The organism is Paenibacillus rhizophilus (assembly GCF_003854965.1).
Classification (GTDB): Bacteria; Bacillota; Bacilli; order Paenibacillales; family Paenibacillaceae; genus Paenibacillus_AQ; species Paenibacillus_AQ rhizophilus.
In genome coordinates this window covers 141,767-163,859 of the sequence record NZ_RQPI01000010.1, presented here as the reverse complement: position 1 = coordinate 163,859, position 22,093 = coordinate 141,767, and the positions used below count along the sequence as shown (strand labels likewise).

Sequence of the window (22,093 nt, the reverse complement as noted above, 5' to 3'; positions counted from 1 at the left end):
GTCTGGGCCGTGTCTCAGTCCCAGTGTGGCCGTTCACCCTCTCAGGTCGGCTACGCATCGTCGCCTTGGTGAGCCGTTACCCCACCAACTAGCTAATGCGCCGCAGGCCCATCCCCTGGTAGCAGATCGCTCCGCCTTTCCGCCTTCCGGTATGCACCAGAAGGTCTTATCCGGTATTAGCTACCGTTTCCGGTAGTTATCCCAGTCCAAGGGGCAGGTTACCTACGTGTTACTCACCCGTCCGCCGCTAAGTATTTTAAAGAGCAAGCTCTTCAAAATACTCCGCTCGACTTGCATGTATTAGGCACGCCGCCAGCGTTCGTCCTGAGCCAGGATCAAACTCTCCAATAAAGTATTGAAAGAGCGATTCGCTCATTTTGAAACTGACGATTCATTGATATGAATCTTAAAAATTAACGTGTTCCATTTGTTCAGTTTTCAAAGAACTTGTACCTTGCATTTGAATATTTCGTCTCATGCACAGGAATTATAGATTAACATATTCATTTCTGTTCGTCAACTCTTTTTTTCAATCGTGATTTTCAACTTCATCACAACCTCGCGAGCGACAAGAAATAATATATCATGCCTGCAGAAAATGTGCAACCCTTTTTTTAAAAAGCAAATCGTTTCTTTTTCTTGCAGTGGTGTTAAGCGGTCAATCTCTCATCTTTCCTGGAATGTTCATTGCGGTAAAGCAGCAAAAAGAGTTATCTTAATCCATATCGATTGCCCGGTTTAATATGGAAAGGAGCTGTTATGAGAAATCAATCTTCGTCTACATTAGCCCCGTCAAAATTGGCGGCCGGAGAGCAGCGGAATCTTCAGCAGGCCACAATCTACCGAATACTCCTTGCCGTCAGCTTCGTCCACTTGTTCAATGATTCCATTCAGGCGGTGATACCGGCGATTTTTCCGATCCTCAAGAGCAATATGCTGCTTTCGTACGCCCAGGTCGGATGGATATCATTCGCGCTCAACGTCACTTCTTCGGTTATACAACCGGTCATCGGCTACGCCGCGGACCGCCATCCGCGTCCAATCCTTCTTCCGCTCGGGATGGGCAGCACCTTAACAGGTGTTCTGCTGCTGGGTTATGCCAATAATTATGTGCTGGTGCTCCTCTCCGTTATTCTGATCGGCTTCGGCTCCGCCGCTTTCCATCCCGAAGGCATGCGTGTTGCGCATATGGCTGCAGGACTGAAAAAGGGGTTGTCCCAATCTATTTTCCAGGTCGGAGGCAATGCGGGACAGTCTCTGGGTCCGCTGCTGACCAAATGGGTGTTTATCCCGTTCGGACAGATTGGCGCACTGGGCTTTACGGTTATCGCCGCCGCCGGTGTGTTGGTGCAGACCTATGTGGCCCGGTGGTACCGGGAGATGCTGGATGCCGGCTATACGTTCCGCAAAAAAACCGTCTCCCGCGCAATAGACCCGGCCAGGAGTAAAAGTATTCTGAAGGCAACCGTCATTCTGGTCATAATCGTGTTTGTGCGTTCGTGGTACGGTCAAGCCATCGGCAGTTACTATACGTTCTATTTAATGGAGAAATACGGTTTGGTGCTGGACAATGCTCAGAACTATATTTTCATGTACTTGGCTGCCGGCGCCGTCGGCACGCTCTTCGGAGGTCCGCTTGCCGACCGGTTCGGACGGCGGAATCTGATCCTTCTTTCCATGGTCGGAACCGTGCCGTTCGCGCTTGCACTTCCGTTCGCAAGCCAGTTTTGGGCAGGCGTGCTGCTGCTGATCGGCGGATTCGTTCTTTTATCCAGCTTCTCGGTCACGGTTATTTATGCTCAAATGCTGTATCCGGGTAATATCGGCACCGTCTCCGGTCTTATTACCGGACTGGCTTTCGGACTCGGCGGGATCGGCTCGCTGTTCATTGGCCATTTGATTGATGCAATCGGCATCACGCGCGTCTTCATCGCCTGTGGCTTTCTGCCGCTTCTCGGACTTCTTGCCCTGCTTCTTCCGGGAGACGGCAAGCTGGAGGAATGGGCGGCAGAGTAACGTTTGAGGGTGTATTGCTTTTTCGGTAAAGGCTCATCTACCTCCCTTAGAAGAGGACGATGAGTCTTTTTGCTGTCGGCTTGCTGCATTTCAATAGCGTATTATTCAACACTCGCTTTTTGCGTTACAATTAATTAAAACTTGAATTATCGACTGGTCTTTCAGAAAGGGGGAGATGCAATGGCAAACAAGGCGCTTGCTCGCATCCGGAAAGGTTATGGAAAAAAGCTTGTCTCCATTCATGCATGGAACGCCTGGCTAGTGCTGTTCTTGGCTGTTAGCGGTTTGATGCTGCTGGGCGCATTTTGGAGGGAATGGCTTGGGGAAGGCAGAGTCTGGCTGAAATGGGGGCATATTCTTGCCGGGTTGGCCCTGCTCGTTCCGGTTGCCTATTACCTGCTGCTGGCGGCCAAGCATTGGAAACTGCTAAAGGGAAAGACTTCGCAAAAAGCCAATGTCATCACGGTTCTTACGCTGCTGCTCGGCTGGATCATATCGGGAATCATACTTTGGCTGTTCAAAGTCTTCGGCCCGCGGGCGGCCAATGCCGCGCTGCTGGCGCATGATCTCTTCACCTGGATCGGCTTACCGATCATCATTTATCATTCGATTACCCGCACCCGCTGGCTTAAAGAACCGGATAAGCGGTCGATTCGGCCGGAACCAGAAACCAACGACTCAGCAGTTTCTAATAGAGTGGAAAAAGGGCTCCAGCATCCCCAGCCTATTTATACGCGGCGCGGATTTTTAAAAGTCGCCGTCGGCGCAGGGCTGGCGGTCACGCTCGGACCTACTTTTGTCCGCTGGATGGGCCGGTCGCTGCAGCTGCCTTCGACTGGAGAGTCTGCGACGGCCAATGCCAACCGGCTCTTGCCCGACCCCGTTCCGCTGCCGCAGTCTTCCCCGCCTATCGGCGGAGGCGCTGAAGGGCATTTCCGTATCTATACGGTGACGGACATCCCCTCCTTCGATAATTCCAACTGGTCTTTTAAGGTCGACGGTCTGGTGGACAACAAGCTGAACTGGAACTGGGAGCAATTCGTCAAGCTCCAGCGGGAGGTGCAGGTGAGCGATTTCCACTGCATCACAGGCTGGTCGGTCTATAAAAATACATGGGAAGGCATCCCGCTTGCCAAGCTGATGGAGATGGCCGGTGTGCAGAGTACAGCCACTAGCGTCAAATTTTATTCCGGAGACGGTGTTTACACTGATTCGCTAACCCTGGAGCAAGCGCGGATGGACGATGTACTTGTCGCCGTTATGCACGATGGCAAGCCGATTTCCAATGAACTGGGCGGTCCCGTTCGGCTTGTCGTTCCGCAAATGTACGCTTACAAATCGGTGAAATGGCTCAATCGCATTGAACTGATCGAAGGCGACCATGTCGGCTACTGGGAACAGCGGGGCTACGGTATCGATGCATGGCTGCCGGGGAAGGAGAAGATATAATAAAAAGGCTTGTCCGTAAGAAAGATATCTCTCCCCGGATAAGCCTCCAAATTTAAACTAGTGCTACTCCTTAATTTCCTCAAAGGATGCATCGTACAGCCGAAACATCGTCTTGTATCCCGACTCATCGATCTTAATCCCCACCTCAAGCCGTCCCGTCACCTGCAGCGGACCCGATTTATGCCTCAGCTTAACATCGTCCGGCACAAATACAATCATGATCTTGTTCCAGTACGTTTCGTCCCCGTTGTCAAAAGGACATTCGGCTCCAGGCTGAGGGATCAGCAGAAACCAGTGCTTTTCAAAAGAAAGCACTTCGCCCATAAAGCCTTTGATGGTCACTTTACTTTTGCTCTCGCTGAGGTCCCAGAAACGCTCCGACGGCCGGGTCTGGTCGCCCCCGTCAAAAAATTCCGACCAACCGATCGTTTCCGCGCCTGCCCTGTTCCCGTCATTTGAACTCTTAGCCGCCGTCTCTTCTCCGGCATTGCGCGGAGCAGCGGAGGCTGCCGCTTCCTTCTTGCTGCTGTTATCCGCATAAGCGGACGGCGAAGGCGAAGCCGGCTCCCGGGTAGGGGAAGGGGCAGCGGCGGCAGACGCTTTCCGGTTAGAACCGGACGGCTTGGAGGCAGCGCTTGGGGTGGGAAGAGCCGCAGGCTTGGAGCTGGCAATTGCCTTCTGTCCTCCGGAGGAAGGCATTCCTTCGGCCGATTGCTTCTTTGACGCCGAATCTGATGCCTCTGCCTCTGTCTTGTTCACCGGCGTTTGCTTCGCATCCGGCGAAGAAGCCAAGGCTGACGGCACCGGAGAGGGTGCGGCAGAGCCGATAACAGCGGTCGCTGAACCCGGGGATGGTGCGGCGTCCGGTGAAACCTCCGGAGAAGCGGAATTCCCGGCGGCAGCGAAGTCTCCCGCTGCCTTCCTTTCCTCATTCACCTGGGAATTATCTTGTTCTTCAGTGGACACAGAGGTGTTCTGAACCGACGAAAACGAAGACGCCGACGTCTCTTGCCCATCCTTGCCGCATGCGGACAGCAGTAGGGTGAAGCACACAGCCGCGGCGGTCAGAAACTTTTGTCTTGTCTTCATAAGCGTAGCTTACCTCCTAAGATTTAAACAAAGCGAGCGGCTGGAGCCGGTACATTCGGAAAGCGGGAATCAGCGAGGCTAGCATCCCGATCGCAATCGTCCCCGCAGCAATCCAGCCGTGATCGGCGTTCCATAGATAAGGGTTTAGTCTAACTCCCGCTTTGGCATAGAGCATTTCTTTAAAGATCAGTGCGGCCAAGTGTCCCGCAAGGAAGCCAGCGGCGAGCCCGGTTAGCGTCAGAATCAAGCCTTCACTAATAAGCGACATCCATACATAACTCTTCGGCTTGCCCAGCAGCCGCAGCAGACCGGCATCTTTGGTCCGCTCTCCGGCGGCGGCGATCAAGGACAATAGAATCGTGATCGCGGCGAGGAGTACACACAGTCCGGCCAATAAGCTGACAAGACGAGAACCTTGGTCCACCGCATCAACTACATCCGACACCGCCTTGCTTGTGTAGGCTGCCTGGACTCCACCGCTTCCATCAAGCGTCTGCTTCAGATTATGCGCGCCAAGCAGGGTTGACGGCTTCACCAGAACGGCCGTAATCTCCCGGTCCTCCCCTTGAAGCTCATGAACCGCCCAGGCATAATCGACGGTGGTGAATACCGCTCTGTCATCCGGTGTGTTAAGCGTGGGTAGAATACCGGCAACCGTATATGAAAAGCTTTCATGCGAATGCTCTTCCGCATCTCCTTCACCGGCATGATTCTCGGCCCCCTCTTCATCCACAAGTCCATGGGCGCCCGTGAACGTATCACCCACATGCAGACCGAGAGTTTGGGCGACATGCGATCCGACAACCGCTTCTCCCGTCTTGGAATACAGCGCCCCTTCTTTCATCTTTCGGTCGCCGTACCTTGTCAGAAAATACTCCGGATCGATGCCGACTACCGGAAATCCATTGTAATTATCCCCTGTCGTCATAGCATACGCCTTGTCCACGCCCGAATCGCGCTGCGCCTGCTCCAGCACGTTCACCGGAATGTTCCCGGTAGGCGCGCCAATATGATAGAACGTGTTCAGCACTAGCTGCGTTTCGCTGCCTTGTGCGCCAACGACAAGGTCGAATGGACCGTATCCCTTTTCCGCCCCCTGTTCGACGCTGTCCCGGAAAAGCGAGAACAGGACGATAAAAGCGACGGTAGCCCCGATCGCGCAGACGGTAAGAAAAGAGAGAAAAAGCCGATGGCGGATATTCCGCAGCGACAATGAAAAAAGATTCATCCGTTGCTTACCTCCAATGCGCCGCCCCTTCCGGCTTGATGCTCAGTATGCTTCCGAACACGGTTCAGCTCCCTTATATCCAAACATTTCGGAAAGCGCTCCGCCATGTTCAAGTCGTGTGTGACGACAATCAGGTTCTGCTGCCCGGAAGAGCTCAGATCCAGCAAAAGCCGCGAAATTTCATCGGCGGTCTCCCAGTCCAGACTGCCGGTAGGCTCATCCGCTAGCAAGAGCGGCGGATTGTTCACAAGTGCGCGGACAATCGCCACCCGTTGCTGCTGGCCCCGGGATAGCTGGGAAGGCATATGCTTCGCCCGGTCCGGAAGGCCTACCCTCTCAAGCCACTCGGAGATGAGCGTCTTCCTCTGTTTCGCAGGAATGCCGGTGTTTATTGCGATTTCGATATTCTGACTGGCAGTAAGGGATGGAATCAGATGGAAATCCTGCAGCACATAACCGATGTTCTGTGAACGAAGCCGATCCCGCTGCGCCTCCGTCATGGTGTGCAGCGGCTGACCCTCCAAGTGAATCTCACCCTTGTCCGGTACCGCGATTCCGCTGATTAAGTGGAGCAACGTGCTTTTACCGGACCCACTGGGTCCGGTAATCGCCACTTTTTCACCTTTTTCCACCTGCCAAGAGGGAATATCCAGAATCGGCAGACTGCGTCCGTCAATTCGGAAGCTTTTGTTCAGGCCGGAAATTTGAAGCATGTTTGCTCCCCCTTAGCGCAGGACAATCCGTTCGGAGAGCGAATCCCATTTCAGATTTTTGCCGGTCAACTGGCTGAAAGCGGACAGCGGGAGATACACGGTGCCGTTATCGTTATCTACCGTGAAAGACACAGCCTTGCCGTTCAGAGTAGCTGTCAGAGCCGACATGTTGATATTCAGCGTGTTTTTGCCAAAAGCGACCTTCGAGACGGATGATCCGCTGCTGTAGCTTCCTCCAAGGGCCTTAATCAGCGATGCTACAGGATACAGCACTTCATTCTCGCGATTGATTTTGAATTTCGGATACACATATTTCGATTGAAGCTCAGAAGATCTCTTGTCCAGATTGACCCCTACAATGGCTGCCGAAGCTCTGGCGATCTGGGTATTATCCACTTGGCCTTTCACTTTATTGGCGATTGGACCGTATGCCCATATTCCGACATCAACGGCGGAATGTCCGTGTCCGGACCAGCCAACGAGCAGTCTTTTGGAGATAACGGCATTGTAGGCGCCCTCTTGTTTGTAAGAGGAACCATCGCCTGCCAGGATTGCTTGCACCTCTTCGTCGGTCAGATCGGTAAAGCCGGTATTTTCCGCTACAATGCTGCGGATTTCCTCTGGAGTCTTGGCCTCGGCAAGTTTACTTGCGATGGACTCCGAAGAATGTTTCTGCTTATCCCAAAGGTCGATATTGAGCTCATAGATATTGTCGCGCGACAGGGACAAACCGCCAGTTTCATGGTCCGCGGTCACGACTACGGATGTATTGCCGTCTTTCTTGGCGAACTCAATCGCAGTCTTAAAGGCGGCGTCGAAATCAAGCGTCTCCTGCACGAGTGTCGGAAAATCGTTGGCATGTCCGGCATGGTCGATCCGGCCGCCTTCGATCATCATGACAAAACCGTCCTTATCCTTGGACAAAATCTTCAACGCGGACGAAGTCATTGCCGCCAGGCTTGGAATTTCGGCTGTACGGTCCGGGGTATAGGCGACATGGGAGCTGCCGAACAGGCCCAGCGCTTTGGTTGTGGAAGCCGGAAGAGCCTTCAGTGCGCTCGTGCTCTCGACAACGGTATACCCTTTCGCTTTGAAATCGGGCAGAATATTTTTATCCGACCGCTTGCCTTTCTCATCCTTTGTCACAAAAAATTGCTTGCCCCCGCCGAAAAGCACATCCACTCCGCTCTCCAGATACTGGGAGGCAATGGCCGCTTCGTTATCGCGGTTGCGGACATGCGATGCGTATACGGCAGGCGTTGCATGGGTAATCCGCGCGGTGGTTACGAGACCCGTCGCTTTGCCGCTGCTTACCGCCGCTTCAATAACAGAGGCGAAAGGCTTGGACGCATCTTCATTAGATACGCTGATACCCGCATTGTATGTCTTATGGCCTGTGGCAAAAGCCGTTCCCGCGGAAGCGGAGTCCGTTACGACACCCGACACCACTTTGCCGCCGTCTTCGCCGCGATCCGCATAGGTAGTCGCTTGTCCAACATAGTAAGGGTCGAGGTTGAGATGCTTGACTCCTTTTTTATACTGTTCATAATAACGCGTCGCCGAGATTTGCGCGGGTCCCATGCCGTCGCCAATCAGGACGATCAGATTCTTCGACGGGGCTTTTGCAGCCGTTTGTGTCTTGGAAGAACCTTGTGACGCATAGGCAAAGCTTCCTGCAGAAAGTATCAGGCAGGCCAAGCCGCTGATTGCAACTTTTTTCAGACCTTTGTTCATTTTTTATTTACCCTCCCAGTAGTAAGTGATCAAACATAGTCTAAGGGGAGAGTATTTGCTCCATGTAAAGATATGGGCGGACTTGGGTTAAATATTGGCTGAACGCACTCAAAAAAGACCCGTTCGAAGGAATCCCCTTCGAACGGGTCTTTAACTTTCTATAGATCGTTACTGCCAGCACGGCATCGATAACCGCCTTAAGAAACGGTGGTAATCCGCACGGCATGCTACCGAAATATCAGGTAGCGTATCTTTAGTCTTCGCTTGAATCCTGCAGCGCGGGATGGCCCCTGCACTTTAGGACGGCGTTCCGCCCTCCAGCAGCCGGAGCAATTCTTCCTCATCCTCGATGACCGGGATGCCGAGAGTTTGCGCTTTGGCCAGCTTGCTGCCCGCCTTCTCTCCGGCAATCACGAGGTCGGTCTTCTTCGAGACGCTGCCGGTCACTTTGGCGCCCAGCGCTTCCAGCTTCTCCGCCGCTTCCTCGCGGGTCAACCGGTGTAGCGTTCCGGTCAGGACTACCGTTTTGCCGCTGAAGAAGGAATCGCTTGCGACCGGAGCCGGAGCTTCCGGCGCCTTGGCCTGGACGCCCAAATCAAGCAGGCGGCGGATGCCTGTGACCACGAACGGATCGGCAAAAAAGGAAACGATGCTCTCGGCCACAATGCCGCCGATATCGGGCAGCGCCGACAGATCCTCCGCGCTCGCCGTCATAACGGCGTTCAAATTGCGGAAGTGATCGGCCAGCATTTTGGTCGTCGCCTTGCCGGTATTCGGGATGCCCAGCGCGTACAGGAAGGAAGCGAGATCCCGTCCCTTGCTCTCTTCGAGCGCCTGAAGAAGATTGCTTGCCTTCTTCTCGCCGAACCGTTCCAGCTTCACCAGCTGCTCCAGCGTCAACTCATAGAGATCCGCGGGCTCGCGGACCTTCAACTCCTCGTACAGCTGCCCCGCCGTCTTGTCGCTGAAGGTCTCGATGTCCATCGCGTCCCTCGATGCAAAATGGGTAATTCTCGCAACGATCTGCGGCTTGCAGTTCAGCTTGTTGTTGCAGAATAGATGTGCTCCCCGCATTTCAAGTGGAAACCCGCAGGCCGGACAGTGGTCGGGAAAAATGATCTCCCCGCCATCATTCTCTTCCGTCACCTTCCCCAGAATTTCCGGTATGACGTCATTGGATCGGCGGATGAAGACGCGCGTCCCGAGCGCATGTTTCAGGTTCTTCCGCTCAATGTCGCCGACATTGTTAAGCGTGCAGTTCTGTACAGTAACGCCGGCCAGCTCCACCGGCTCGACCCGTGCCAGCGGCGTCACTTTGCCGGTCCGGCCCACATTCCAGATTACCGATTCCAGAACGGTGGTCGTCTCCTCCGCCTCGAATTTGTAGGCGACCGCCCAGCGGGGGAACTTGTCCGTATAACCCAGCACTTCGCGAATACGGAAATCGGTAATTTTGATGACCGCGCCGTCGATCAGGTAATCCAGCTTGGAGCGGCCCTCCTCAATTTCAGCCAACTGCTCCGTCACTTCGTCGAAGTTGTCAAAATAGGTCAAATAAGGATTAACCTTGAACCGGTTGTCGCGTAAAAACTGCATCATTTCCCGATGATCATGGAACTCTATGCCTTCCGAGTAGCCAACATTGTAGAAATAGGCATTCAGCCTCCGCTCCGCCGTCAGCTTCGGATTCAGGTTGCGCAGCGCTCCGGCCGCACCGTTGCGCGCATTCTTCAGCGGCTCCGCCGCCGCCCGGTTATAGTCGGCAAGCACCGACAAATTCATGATGCCCTCGCCCTGAACCTCAATGACGCCTTCCTTGAAGGGAATCGTCAGCGGAACGGATTTGATCGTCTTCACCTGCGCCAAAATGCCTTCACCCGTAACGCCGTTGCCCCGTGTGGAAGCCTGAACCAGCCTACCGTCACGATAGGTCAGGTTCAGCGTCAGACCGTCGAATTTCAACTCCACGGCATAGCAGGGCTCCGAAAGAGGCTGTTCGGGATTCTTGCTGTTATAGTCGTTCACCAGCCGAAGAACCCGGGCGTTCCAGCTGCGGAGCTGTTCAATGTTCTGCGCCTTATCGAGACTCCAGAGCGGAGCAAGATGCCGATGCGGCACAAAGCCCTTCAGCAGCTCGCCGCCGACGCGCTGGGTTGGCGAATCGGGCAGCACAAAGCCGCTCTCGGCCTCAAGGGAGGCGAGCTTGTCGTACAGCGCGTCGTACTCCTTGTCGCTGACGAGCGGCGCATCCAGCGTATAGTAGTGATAATTATATTTATTCAGCTCCGCCACAAGCTCTTCCATCGTATGCATTGCGTCCATGCTTGAGACATCCCTCCGCCATCCCGAATAGTTTCTTTATTGTTCAGCCTAAGCCAAAAACCGGTTCCTTAACCCAAGGCCGATGGCCCGCTCCAGGTCGGAGCTTGCCATCTGCAGCCGAACTCTTACTCCACCTTAGAAATCGGCGCAAATCCGGCCAGCAGCCGTTTCACACCCACCGGCGCCGGGAAGGCGATCTGCAGCTCCATATCGTTGCCGCTGCCTTTCACGGCGACAATGGTGCCTACGCCCCATTTGCCGTGCGAGACCTTGTCGCCCGCCTTGAAATCGGCGGACGCTCCTCCTCCAGCCGGGCGGGGCGCAGCTCCGCCCGAGGTCACGGTCACGCGGCTGCGGCCCGCCGCCGCGGACGCCGAAGCGCCGCCGTAGCCTGCAGCGGCGCCCGGCGATGAAGCCGCGGCCGCTCCGCTCCGGCCGCCGCCGAAATTGCCGCGGCCGCCTGCGCCGAATCCGCGGCCGCCGTAGGCTCCGCCTACATCGCCTCCCCGGCGGAAACGGTCGGCGTTCATGACGGTGTCTTCCTTGAGTTCCTCCGGAATCTCGTCCAGGAAGCGGGACGGCGGGTTGGCCGTCGTCCGCCCGAACAGCGTACGCATCCGCGCGCAGGAGAGGAACAGCTGCTTCTCGGCCCGGGTAATACCCACATACGCCAGCCGCCGCTCTTCTTCCAGCTCATCATTGTCCTGAAAAGCTCGGCTGTGCGGGAACACCCCTTCCTCCATTCCGACGATGAACACGACCGGAAACTCCAGCCCCTTCGCGCTGTGCATTGTCATGAGCACGACGGCGTCGCTGCGGTCTTCATCCGTATCGTTCATACTGTCGATGTCGGCGATCAGAGCCAGATCGGTCAGAAAAGAAACGAGCGACTTATCCTCGTTATTCTTCTCAAATTCCATCGTCACCGATAGGAATTCGTCAATATTCTCCAAGCGGGAACGCGATTCAATCGTGTTCTCCTTCTGCATCTCCAGCTTGTACTGCGACATTTCCAGCACCTTCTCCGTCAGCTCCGTCACCGACAGGAATTCCACCATCCGGTGGAGCGCCAGAATCATGTCGTAGAACTCGACCAGCCCGTTCCGGGTCCGTCCGGCGAAGCCCAGGTCATCCACCGTTTCCAGCACACGGAAGATGGAGATGCCTCGGGATGCCGCCGCGTCGGCAAGCTTACCGACTGTCGTGTCGCCGAGCCCTCTTTTTGGAACATTGATCACCCGGGTCAGGCTGATATCGTCGTCGGGATTGGACAGCAGCCGCAGGTAAGCGAGCAGGTCCTTGATTTCTTTACGATCGTAGAACTTAATGCCCCCGACAATTTGGTAAGGAATATCCGATTTAATGAGAATTTCCTCTATGACCCGTGACTGCGCGTTGGTCCGGTACAGAATTGCATGATCCTGGTACGGCTTTCCTTTTTTCACATTCTTGCTGATTTCTCCGGATACAAAATAGCCCTCGTCATGCTCGGAATCGGCCCGGTATACCTTGATCTTCGGACCTTCCTCCGAATCCGTCCACAGCTTCTTCGGCTTGCGTCCGGTATTCAGCGCGATAACGCCGTTCGCGGCGTTCAGAATATTCGAGGTTGAACGGTAGTTCTGCTCCAGCAAAATGACCTTGGCTTCTGGGTAGTCTTCCTCAAAGTTGAGGATGTTGCTGATGTCGGCGCCGCGCCAGCGGTAGATCGACTGGTCGCTGTCGCCGACGACGCAAATATTGTGATGGCTGTCGGCCAGCATGCGGCAGAGCATGTACTGCGCCCGGTTTGTATCCTGATACTCGTCCACATGGATGTACTTAAATTTCCGCTGGTAGAAATCCAGCACCTCGGGCACGTCCTTGAACAGCTGGATCGTCGTCATGATCAGATCGTCGAAATCGAGCGAGTTGTTGCTTTTGAGTCTTTTTTGGTACATCGTATATATTTTGGCAACGAGGCCTTCAAAATAATCCCCGATCTTCATCTCATACTGCGCAGGCGTCACCAGTTCGTTCTTAGCTGTGCTGATCATCGACTGCACCGCCTTCGGCTCGAACTTCTTCGTGTCGATATTCAGTTCCTTCATGCAGCTGCGGATAACGGAGAGCTGGTCCGTGGAATCCAGAATTGAGAAATTGGACGTAAACCCGATCCGCTCAATATCCTTCCGTAAGATCCGCACGCACATGGAGTGGAACGTCGATACCCAAATATCGCGACCTTCCGGTCCGACGAGCTTGGACACCCGCTCCTGCATTTCTCTTGCCGCCTTGTTCGTGAACGTAATGGCAAGAATCGCCCAAGGCGGAGCCTTGCGGCTTGCAATCAGCCAGGCGATGCGGTGGGTCAGCACCCTTGTCTTGCCGCTTCCTGCTCCGGCCATGATGAGCAGCGGACCATCGGTCGCCTCGACCGCCTGGCGCTGGGGAGGATTGAGCCGGCTTACGGCATCTTGTATGTTAACGGATTGCATGTAGGACATGCCCCTTTCCAAGCTTAAATCGCTTATTTCATAAGTAGTTCTATATAGAACTACTATATCGCTCGCTAGATGGCGGCGTCTGCTTAACCGCGTTGACCGTCGACAGCGCCCGCCCGATATCGCTATAAATAATGTTGCCTACGACAACCGTATCGGCCAGAGAAGCCGCAAGCTTCGCCTCTTCCTGTCCGGTAACTCCTCCGCCGTAGAAAAGACGGGCACGGCCTACGGCTTCGCGCACGGCTTTCATTGTCTCCACATCTCCAAAGCTGCCGCTGTATTCCAGATAGACGATCGGCAGAGTCATAAGTTTGTCCGCAATATGCGCACATGCAGCCGCTCCGTCCGCCGACAGCCCCGTATCCGCACCGGTCAGGCGGGCCACGGCGGAATTTCCATTCAGCACAATATAACCCTCGGTCAACAGCAGCTCCCAGGGGATAAAATCACCGTAGCGCTCGACGGCTCTTCGATGGTGGCCGATAATCCATGCCGAATCGGGAGTATTCAGCACCATGGGAATCATATAGGCGTCAAAGCCGGGCACGACAGCGGATAGATCGGACACTTCCAGCGCACACGTTACACCATAATCCTGTATTCTGGACATAAGGCCGGCGGTATTATCATAGGTGATGCCTGTAGACCCACCCACCAAAATGGCATCCGTACCGGACTGGCAGACCGCCCTCAGCTCTCCTTCACCGATTTCGCGGTCCGGGTCCAGCTTGAACACATGACGCCAGTTCTCAATCATTTGTCGCACCACAGTCATGATCTTCCATCCTTACTCGGTTTAATAAGCATCAAGCTTATACTTCTTATATGTTAAAATAGCCGGCTGGACGTGTCAATTAAATACGAACATTTTTTCGCCTTTTCTGTCAATCGCTTCGGCTTCCCAACGATTACAGTCTTATGCCTATTTCGGCCACAAAGACCGGCGCAGTCCACCCGACGTCTTCACCTCGTTTTCGGAGACAAAATCGGTGTAAAATCCGTCCACCCCCAAACGATGCAGCCTCCGAATTTCCCTCATATCATTGACAGTGTGGACGTACACGCGCGCGCCGGCGTCCTTTAGCCTGCCTACAAATCCGGCATTTGCGCGATCGACAGGCATCGTAATATCGACGTTCGTTTTTTGGATGAATTCGATGACCTCCTCGTCGCTGTCCGGGGAATCATACAACGTATAGATGACATGCGGAAAAGCATAAATCTTGTTCAGCTCCTCGAGCATCGGGCGATTGTAAATCTGCGGCACAATCCGGGTGAGCAGCGCAGGGTCGCGCTCCAGGGTCTTTTCCACCAGCATTTCGAACTCCTTCGCCATCGCCTTGCCGGATTTCTTGATGTCTGTCACGATATAAGCGTCCGGATAATGCTGCAGCAGATCAAGAACAGTATCCCAATCCATCGGAGAGTAGATATCCAGAATCGGCGTATTCATGAAATCTTCGTAGCTGAGAGCCTTCCCCTGCTCATGTGCAGGCAGAGCGTCCAGTTGTCCCAGCTCCTTGCTCATATTCTTCGTCCATTCATGCCTGGCCACCAGCTTGCCGTCGCTCGTAAGCAGCAGATCGGTTTCGAACATCCTCGTGCCAGCTTCATAATTGGCTACAAAAGCTTCGAAGGCATTCGTATACTTATGACCGTTTACACTCCCCATCCCATGGGCGACAATCCGGTATGCGGCAAGCCCCGTTCCAGACTCTTCTTCATCCTTATAAGACAGCGCCAGCAGGAGGAGTAAAGCAAGCGAGAACAGGACGGCAAATGACAAGACTGTTTTTTTCTTCATATGCAGGATTCCTTTGGAAATAGTCTGTAAAAAACAATTCCCCGCCCCGCCTTCAAGCGGCGGAGCGGGGAAACGGATGTATGATGACATCATTAATAAGCGTTCTTATTGATAAAACCGTTGCGGATCGTTTTGAAAATAATCCGGATATCGAACAGAAGCGACCAGTTCTCGATATAGAAAATATCGTGCTTGATCCGGTCCTCAATCGAGGTATCGCCCCGCAGACCGTTGCTCTGCGCCCAGCCGGTAATTCCGGGACGTACATGGTGCTTGACCATGTACTTCGGAATTTCTCCTTTAAACTGCTCCACATAGTAGGGGCGTTCCGGCCGCGGACCGACTACGCTCATGTGGCCCATCAACACGTTGAAGAACTGCGGAAGCTCATCCAGGCTCGTTTTACGGATAAATGTCCCGAACCGGGTGCGCCGCGGATCCTGCTCCGTGCTCCAGCCCGTGTCCTCCTCGCCGTCCCGCTGCATTTTCATCGAGCGGAATTTATACATCGTGAACGTGCGGCGGTTGAGTCCCACCCGTTCCTGCCGAAAAATCACCGGTCCCGGCGAAGTCAGCTTCACTCCAAGCGCCACAATCAGCAAAATCGGACTCATTACCACAATGGCGAACAGCGAAAATATAATATCGAACAGCCTCTTGGCCATCCGGTTAGCCGTCATGTCCAGCGGGATATCGCGCACATTGATCATTGGCAATCCGGCAAAATTATCGAAGTACGGACGCGCAGGCAGATAATCGAAGAAATCCGGAATGATCAGCGTTCGGACCCCTGCCCTTTCGCAGGTCGCGATAATGGTGGGAAACTTGTGGTGCACATCCAGCGGCAGAGCGAGAACCACCTCGTCGATCAGCATCGTCTCCAGCATAGACGGCAGCTCATCGAGCTTGCCGAGAATCGGCTTATAGCGCTGGGAGTCGAGAGTATCCCATGTTTGGTAATCGTCCAGAAAGCCGATAATCTCGTAACCGAGCTCAGGGTACTGGGCAAGATTATCGTAAATTCTTCTGCCCAGCGTGCCCGCTCCGAGAATGAGCACAAACTGGCGGTTGAACCCTTTTTCCCGAAAAGACTTCAGCATCTTCTTCAGTACATACCGGTACAGCATGGTCGAGAGCATAATAATGCCGATATAAATGGACAAGTATTGGCGGGAAATGTCGATTTCTCTCACAAAATACATCAAACCGAGCAGGATGAAGATGCCCATCACATGCACCTGAAAAATCTTCAGGAACTCATCGGCAAACCGCTTCTTCCGTTTCGGCATATACAGCGTGAGCAGAATACCGAGCAACACGGCGATTCCACCATAAATTAAGCTCCAATACGCATACGATTCCACCGTCATATGATTCTCGTAAGGCATCCAGTCGCTCTTGAACTTCAGCCACCAGGAGAGCAGAAAGGCAGCCTGAATGATAATAAAGTCGGCGACCATATAAAGCTGCGTCAAAAACCGCTGATTGCGGCGAATCATAATCTCACCTCGGCATTCGATTCGGAACGCGTGCCGGCGTCACCCGCGGTAGAGAGGCTTGGCACAGGCACTTGCTTCCGCCGTCCAAACGTCAGGGCATTACGCAGAAGAACTGCGGCAAACTTGACGCCTACCCCGGCGTATACGGCCCCATTTACCAGAAAAGGATACTGCCTGCTGTAATGCTTACGGTGAAAGACAACCATGGCGCGGTGAAACTCATAAATGATCTTGAGCGGTCTGCGCCGCGCGCTGCCGCCCTTCAGGTGCACGATGAAAGCTTTTGGATAATAGTAAATCTTCCAGCCGGCTTCCTTGATCCGGTAACACCAATCCAGATCCTCACCGTACATAAAAAAGGTCTCGTCCAGTCCGCCAATCTGCTCAATCGTTTCCCGCCTTACCAGCATGAATGCGCCGACCAGACAATCGACTTCATACTCCTTGTCAGGGTCCAGATATCCCAATTGGTAACCGTTGAATCTCGGATTGTCGGGAAACAGCCTGCTGAACCCGAACGCATAATAGAAGGAAGCCGCAGGGGTCGGAAATCCCCGTTTGCATGCCTTATCCAGACTTCCGTCCGGCAAAATCACCTTGCACCCCGAAGCCCCGAGCTCCGGCCGCCGGTCCATCAAGGCAATCATCGTCTCCAGCGTGTCCCGCTGCACCACCGTATCCGAATTCAGCAGCAGAATGTATCTGCCTTCGGCAATATTCATTCCCTGGTTATTGGCCCGCGCAAATCCGGTGTTCTCCTGATTCTGGGTAAGCTTCACCTGCGGAAATCTCTCCCGGATGACATCTGCCGATCCGTCTGAGGAATGATTGTCTATCACAATAATTTCATAGGCATATTTCGTTTCCGAGTCATACACCGACTGCAGACAATCTACTGTCAGGCGGCACGTATTGTAATTGACAATGATGATGCTGGCATCGATATTCACTTTTGCTTACGCTCCAGACAAAAATAGTAATCTATCGACAATATTATAGCATAAAACCTCCCCAAAATACGGGAGGCTTTCAGTAAGATTCATCCATTCACTCATTTGGTCTCTGTACCGCCAATCAGTCCACCGGTCTGTTCATAATGAAGCCGCAGTTCATGTTTTTTAAAGCTCAATACGATCTCGAAGCGCCACAATCTGCCGGTCCAGCCTGTCTATATTAGCCCTTACCTCTTCGATGCTGCCGCAAGATTTCATCGCACTCATCCTTTCCCGCGCTTCGCCATCTCCTGAACCGATCTTCGCTTCTTTCTTAGTGAATCCCATCCTACAAAAAAACTCCCCCAGGCCTTGAGCACACCCGGCTCCTTCAGCAGCATATATCCGTGGGCGGCGATTTCGTATGGGAGAGACGATAGAACAGTTCTCAGCACGGTCCGAACCGGCTCATTTTTAAAAATCATCTTATAGCGGTTTATGTATGAGACCCGCCGGATAAACAGCGGCTTTCCGCTGCGGCCCGATGCTTTCCAGCCCCGTTCATGGTACCCAATCGCATCCGCGTCGTAATATGCCTTCCAGCCCAGTAGCCGCGCCCGCCACGCCACATCGACATCTTCCTTGTAGGCAAAAAAATCCGCGTCAAAAAACTCGCCGTCCACGCTGATCTCCTCAATCATCCGCCGCGAATACATCGCCGCCGCGCCCGATACCCCGAACACTTCGCCCGAGTCCATCCAATGCTCCGCCGGCTCCCCCGCTCCCCGGTCAAAAGCTCTCCGGGCCTTGTTCATCCGCAGCCCCGTACTGTCCACCTTACCCGGGTCTGCCTTGAACAGCAGTTTTCCGGTGGCGCTGCCGATCCTTGGATCAGCTTCCATTCGGGTCACCAGCCTGGACACATAATCCGGCGCCAGCGCAACGTCAGGGTTAAGCACCAGGACGTAATTGGAACCACTCGCAGCAATCGCCTGGTTGTGGGCGGGAGCGAAGCCGGTGTTGGATTTATTCGGGATAATTGGGCAGCCGTATTCGAGTCCCCCTCTTGCTCCCAGCGTATCGTCTCCTCTTGGGCTTTCGTACCACGCTTCAATACTCCGAACCGTTCCATCCGAAGAAGCGTTATCGACCACAATAATTCGTTCTACAGGATAATCCTGATTCTGTACAGCCTTCAGGCAGTCTATAATATCCGCTTCGCTGTTATACGTTACGATGTGAACACTTACCGTTTTGTTTGTCATGGTCTATTCCTTGTTATTTTAGTCATTGTCTAATTCAATAGTATATCGTAAATTTGTCACTTCCTAAACAAAAAACTCCCGGTCTGCCAGTGCAGACCGGGAGTCTTGAATTTGTTATAAAGTGTCGTTCCAGAATATCTCCTGTTGTAACCTTATTTCGGACACAAATACCTTAACTCTTTTTCTAAATATTTGTTTTTCGTAATCCTCTAGTTTAATAATCGTACTTTAACAGATCTTTATAAAACAACTGAAATATCCTAATAGAAAGGTCAATGTTAAGTTATTCATTTACGCCGATTGAATTCGGAAATGAAGCAATATCGGAATAAGCGTCCAACTTTTGTCCAATTAAGACATGAATGTATGCCCCAGAAATGTTTACTGAAGTAATTGTAACCTTTCTTCCATCTTTAAATACTAATTTATTTCCTACTCTTAATTGCTCTAAATTATTAAATGTAGCATCAAATAATAGTGTAAAGTTATCCTTTCCAATACCGTTAATCCAGTGTTCATCAGATAAATTTGATAATTTCAGCTGTAGATTAGACTCTGGATTTATAGAATAATATTTACCTTTTACATCATTATAATACAACATTTTACTTATTGACACCTTTGATTCAAACAAGAAGGATAAATTATCCACTTTGTTGTTCCACCACTTATAATCTGTACTCAAGCGAATTGCATAGCTATGTTTACCTTTGGATATATTGAATAAAAACTCCCCCAATTTATCCTTATTCTTAGAATTTAATTCGATTGCAGCACGTTGATTTGCTTCACTTTCTATTTCTAATATTATGAATAATGGTTGTTCCATGATTTTCTCTTGTGTATCGACGGAAAATTGATAGAAGTTAATTATTGGATAAATAAGAGATGAGGCCTTTAGAAATGCACCATTCCCATCCCGTTCAGCCCATAATAAAGGAATATCCCCAATGTCCCTCACCCAAACTTCAGGTTGATCTTCTATAACATTAGAAAATAATCCTTTTTCCACTAACTTATCATGATAAATATCTTTTTTTGATTTTAATACATAAAGATCAAAATTGGCCAACCTAATAAAAGGGGTGTAATTCTCGTATATATATTCAGAAAGCATATAGTACTTAAAATCAACAGAAATATTGTCAATACTACTTCCTAGCCTCCCTCCAATCGGCATCAGGACGTATGAGGGATTGTTCAATTTAATTTCTTTCAAAGCTAGTTTTTGTGTTGTATCATCACTAATCATTAGTGGAGATTGATTTGCATAGATAGGATTTTTTCGATTAACTAAAGCATGGAAATAATTAGTTGACGAGAAATCAAAATATGTCTCATCTTTCTTCAATGTAGCGTCTAATATGTCTTTAAGCTGAGTCGCATCCGAAAGTTCTCCTCTAACTCGAGATCCATTAAAGTCAAATGAATTTGTGTATTGTTGATAATAATTGGTTGATGTTATTGCTTTAGTTGTTACAGATATACTTCCTTTCAGCGTAATCATATTTATATTAATCAATGCAATAGTAATAATGGAAGTTATTAAAAAGATGACTATTTTACCTTTATAACCAAATCTAATTATCATGTACGATAAAATGGCTAATGAAAATGTTCCTAACGCATGAGTTATACTACCTTCAACTAGAGAGTGCCGCACAATCCCCCTTGAGATATTTGCCAAATAAAAAAATGAGAAATAGAAAAACATTATTAAATTCTGTTGATTTACTTTAAGTGCCTCATCTTGTAAGACTGTAAATTTCCCAATAGTAATTAATGAGATTACTAATATCAAAATAGGCAATAAGTAATAGACTACTGTATAAGCTATTAAATTATAATCTCCTACACTAATATAAGCCCAGTTTTGATTTGATTGGCATAGTTTTACAAATTCAACAACTCTGTCCGCCGGAGATACTCCCTTTATCAAACATAATACTACAAAGAGAATTATCCCCGAGAAAATAATTATCACACCCGAACCTAAAAATTTAAGTATTTTCGAATAACGTTGCCTGTAAATGAAACAACTAATTATATAGGTAATCACTCCGCTAATAATTGCTCCAACACCCAAGTCAAGTCTATAGATACATAAGAATGTTGCAGCCAGCCAGAACTTAGTATTATTAAAAATAGAACCATCTTTAACGCATCTGTAAATAAAAAAAACTATAATCCCCGAGAATAAGTATAATATGTTAAATAAATTCTCCAATAAAGGAAATGTAAAAATAAAGAAAAATGAATTAATCTCCCCAATAAGATTCTTTAATAAATAATACACAAGGAGTATATATATAACTACCACATACTTATCATACAAAAAGGCCGCCCATGGTTCATACCCATTAACAAAAGAATATAAGTAAGCAAACACTTGATTATAGAGCATATGGGCATCATAATTTTCAATTATAGGGATGCTTCCATATTTAAAGAATTGATCAATCGCTAATCCATGATTAGCCATTTCAAAATACTCTTTGCCTACACCAGCTACTCGACTTGGTTGTGCTATCATAAAAGCAACTGAAGCCAAAATAATCGGGATATAAATCTTGTACAACAATTTCTTTCTATCTATATTTAACCATTTTTCATCATTTCTGAAAAAAAAGAAGATGATCATAAATAAGATCAAACATATAGCGAATAATATACAATACATTAAAAGTGATCTATTCGTTATTATGCCGAATCTTTTATTGAATATATTTAGTACTTCAAGCATTATTGGTTGTAGGATTCCAGTTAACATAACCGGTATACCGGCTATAAACATTATATTTTTCAATCTCTCATCTTCTATATTTGTTTTATCTCTGACATGCTTAAATAACTTCTCACATACAAAAAGCAAGATTGTGCTTGATATGAAGCATACTAACATAACATATAAGACATCGATATTTAATTCTAAATTTTTTACAAGATTTATAATTAGTAAACGATCCAATAAATGAAGCTTTTTTGAAACAACCCATACGAATAAACTAAGTGGGATGGCCATGAATATATACCAAACAAACATACTTAATTCTATATTTCTGTCGTAAAAAAACCTAATATAGATCCACCCTAATAAAATGACTTCTCCAATAAAGAAAAGAGCTAAATCTTGTCCAGCAGATAAAATGCTTGTTACTACACCCACTATTCCTATAAATGAAAGATCAGTTATTAGGCGAATAAAAGGTAATGTACTATCATTACACCTGTTAATAACCATTCTATATATTACAAGGAAAAAGAAGGCTGCAATTAAAATCAAACCGGTTAAAAAGATAATATATGTATTTATGCGGCCAGCTATATCCAGATTAGCAGCCGTAGCAGAAGACATAATATGATCTGAAAAGTTCTTTATATTAGGCTTATATATTAATACGCTTTTCACACATATTAAAGCTAGTAATAATGAGAATAAAAGAGCTGAAGCTGACACGGAAACTAACATTTTTTTTGGAGATTTATATACCATTACCAATTTTTTCCTAAAAATCTCAAACAACAACAACATCCCCTTCAATTCCAGAAATAATTG

At 50.1% G+C, this 22,093-nt stretch carries 14 protein-coding genes and 1 rRNA gene; 2 read left to right on the top strand and 13 right to left on the bottom strand.

From position 1 onward, the window contains the following. A 16S ribosomal RNA gene (locus EH198_RS17090) occupies positions 1–351 on the bottom strand; the annotation flags it as partial. Positions 352–759: 408 nt separating this feature from the next. On the opposite strand from EH198_RS17090, the gene EH198_RS17085 reads away from it, so the two are divergent. Together EH198_RS17085 and EH198_RS17080 are read left to right on the top strand one after the other, a co-directional pair. Beyond that, positions 760–2,016 (top strand): MFS transporter, encoded by a 1,257-nt coding sequence (locus EH198_RS17085; protein WP_124696728.1) that lies wholly within the window; start codon positions 760–762, stop codon positions 2,014–2,016. 180 nt (positions 2,017–2,196) lie between these two features. After that, the gene (locus tag EH198_RS17080; protein WP_124696727.1) at positions 2,197–3,465 is read left to right on the top strand and encodes a molybdopterin-dependent oxidoreductase; all 1,269 of its coding nucleotides are present in this window, start codon (positions 2,197–2,199) and stop codon (positions 3,463–3,465) included. Between the two features lie 63 nt (positions 3,466–3,528). Here the strand turns inward: EH198_RS17080 and EH198_RS17075 are convergent, their stop codons facing one another. The 12 genes from EH198_RS17075 to EH198_RS17020 all read right to left on the bottom strand — a co-directional run bounded on the left by EH198_RS17075 (position 3,529) and on the right by EH198_RS17020 (position 22,060). Next, on the bottom strand, positions 3,529–4,554 hold the full coding sequence (locus tag EH198_RS17075; RefSeq protein ID WP_246014382.1) for a hypothetical protein: 1,026 nt from the start codon (positions 4,552–4,554) through the stop codon (positions 3,529–3,531). 16 nt (positions 4,555–4,570) lie between these two features. Then, positions 4,571–5,782, bottom strand: coding sequence for an ABC transporter permease (locus EH198_RS17070; protein ID WP_124696726.1), 1,212 nt, complete (start codon positions 5,780–5,782; stop codon positions 4,571–4,573). Further along, the gene (locus EH198_RS17065) at positions 5,779–6,495 is read right to left on the bottom strand and encodes an ABC transporter ATP-binding protein (RefSeq protein WP_124696725.1); all 717 of its coding nucleotides are present in this window, start codon (positions 6,493–6,495) and stop codon (positions 5,779–5,781) included. The genes EH198_RS17070 and EH198_RS17065 overlap by 4 nt, the downstream gene beginning before the upstream one ends. Positions 6,496–6,507: 12 nt before the next feature. Then, on the bottom strand, positions 6,508–8,229 hold the full coding sequence (locus EH198_RS17060) for an alkaline phosphatase (protein WP_124696724.1): 1,722 nt from the start codon (positions 8,227–8,229) through the stop codon (positions 6,508–6,510). A gap of 297 nt (positions 8,230–8,526) precedes the next feature. Then, a complete protein-coding gene (gene ligA, locus EH198_RS17055) occupies positions 8,527–10,551 on the bottom strand; it encodes an NAD-dependent DNA ligase LigA (RefSeq protein ID WP_124696723.1) in 2,025 nt (674 codons plus the stop codon). 125 nt (positions 10,552–10,676) lie between these two features. Beyond that, entirely contained in the window at positions 10,677–13,028 is a 2,352-nt protein-coding gene (gene pcrA / locus EH198_RS17050) for a DNA helicase PcrA (protein WP_124696722.1), read from the bottom strand. Positions 13,029–13,077: 49 nt separating this feature from the next. Further along, positions 13,078–13,803 carry a heptaprenylglyceryl phosphate synthase gene (gene pcrB, locus EH198_RS17045; protein WP_124696737.1) on the bottom strand — a complete coding sequence of 242 codons (726 nt, stop codon included), beginning with the start codon at positions 13,801–13,803 and terminating at the stop codon, positions 13,078–13,080. A 156-nt stretch (positions 13,804–13,959) separates the two neighbouring features. Beyond that, positions 13,960–14,841, bottom strand: coding sequence for a phosphatidylinositol-specific phospholipase C/glycerophosphodiester phosphodiesterase family protein (locus EH198_RS17040; protein WP_185702934.1), 882 nt, complete (start codon positions 14,839–14,841; stop codon positions 13,960–13,962). A gap of 92 nt (positions 14,842–14,933) precedes the next feature. Further along, entirely contained in the window at positions 14,934–16,340 is a 1,407-nt protein-coding gene (locus tag EH198_RS17035) for an undecaprenyl-phosphate glucose phosphotransferase (protein ID WP_124696720.1), read from the bottom strand. Beyond that, complete coding sequence (locus EH198_RS17030) at positions 16,337–17,284, bottom strand: glycosyltransferase family 2 protein (protein ID WP_124696736.1); 948 nt, start codon at positions 17,282–17,284, stop codon at positions 16,337–16,339. The genes EH198_RS17035 and EH198_RS17030 overlap by 4 nt, the downstream gene beginning before the upstream one ends. A 272-nt stretch (positions 17,285–17,556) precedes the next feature. Continuing rightward, positions 17,557–18,537 carry a glycosyltransferase family 2 protein gene (locus tag EH198_RS17025; protein WP_124696719.1) on the bottom strand — a complete coding sequence of 327 codons (981 nt, stop codon included), beginning with the start codon at positions 18,535–18,537 and terminating at the stop codon, positions 17,557–17,559. Between the two features lie 283 nt (positions 18,538–18,820). Next, positions 18,821–22,060 (bottom strand): hypothetical protein, encoded by a 3,240-nt coding sequence (locus EH198_RS17020; RefSeq protein WP_124696718.1) that lies wholly within the window; start codon positions 22,058–22,060, stop codon positions 18,821–18,823. Positions 22,061–22,093: the final 33 nt, after the last annotated feature.

Coding starts and splice junctions, on each gene's coding strand:
- ligA (WP_124696723.1), bottom strand. CDS start 10,551: ATGGACGCAATGCATACGATGGAAGAGCTTGTGGCGGAGCTGAATAAA.
- EH198_RS17065 (WP_124696725.1), bottom strand. CDS start 6,495: ATGCTTCAAATTTCCGGCCTGAACAAAAGCTTCCGAATTGACGGACGC.
- EH198_RS17040 (WP_185702934.1), bottom strand. CDS start 14,841: ATGAAGAAAAAAACAGTCTTGTCATTTGCCGTCCTGTTCTCGCTTGCT.
- EH198_RS17070 (WP_124696726.1), bottom strand. CDS start 5,782: ATGAATCTTTTTTCATTGTCGCTGCGGAATATCCGCCATCGGCTTTTT.
- EH198_RS17060 (WP_124696724.1), bottom strand. CDS start 8,229: ATGAACAAAGGTCTGAAAAAAGTTGCAATCAGCGGCTTGGCCTGCCTG.
- EH198_RS17080 (WP_124696727.1), top strand. CDS start 2,197: ATGGCAAACAAGGCGCTTGCTCGCATCCGGAAAGGTTATGGAAAAAAG.
- EH198_RS17085 (WP_124696728.1), top strand. CDS start 760: ATGAGAAATCAATCTTCGTCTACATTAGCCCCGTCAAAATTGGCGGCC.
- EH198_RS17075 (WP_246014382.1), bottom strand. CDS start 4,554: ATGAAGACAAGACAAAAGTTTCTGACCGCCGCGGCTGTGTGCTTCACC.
- EH198_RS17035 (WP_124696720.1), bottom strand. CDS start 16,340: ATGATTCGCCGCAATCAGCGGTTTTTGACGCAGCTTTATATGGTCGCC.
- pcrA (WP_124696722.1), bottom strand. CDS start 13,028: ATGCAATCCGTTAACATACAAGATGCCGTAAGCCGGCTCAATCCTCCC.
- EH198_RS17025 (WP_124696719.1), bottom strand. CDS start 18,537: ATGACAAACAAAACGGTAAGTGTTCACATCGTAACGTATAACAGCGAA.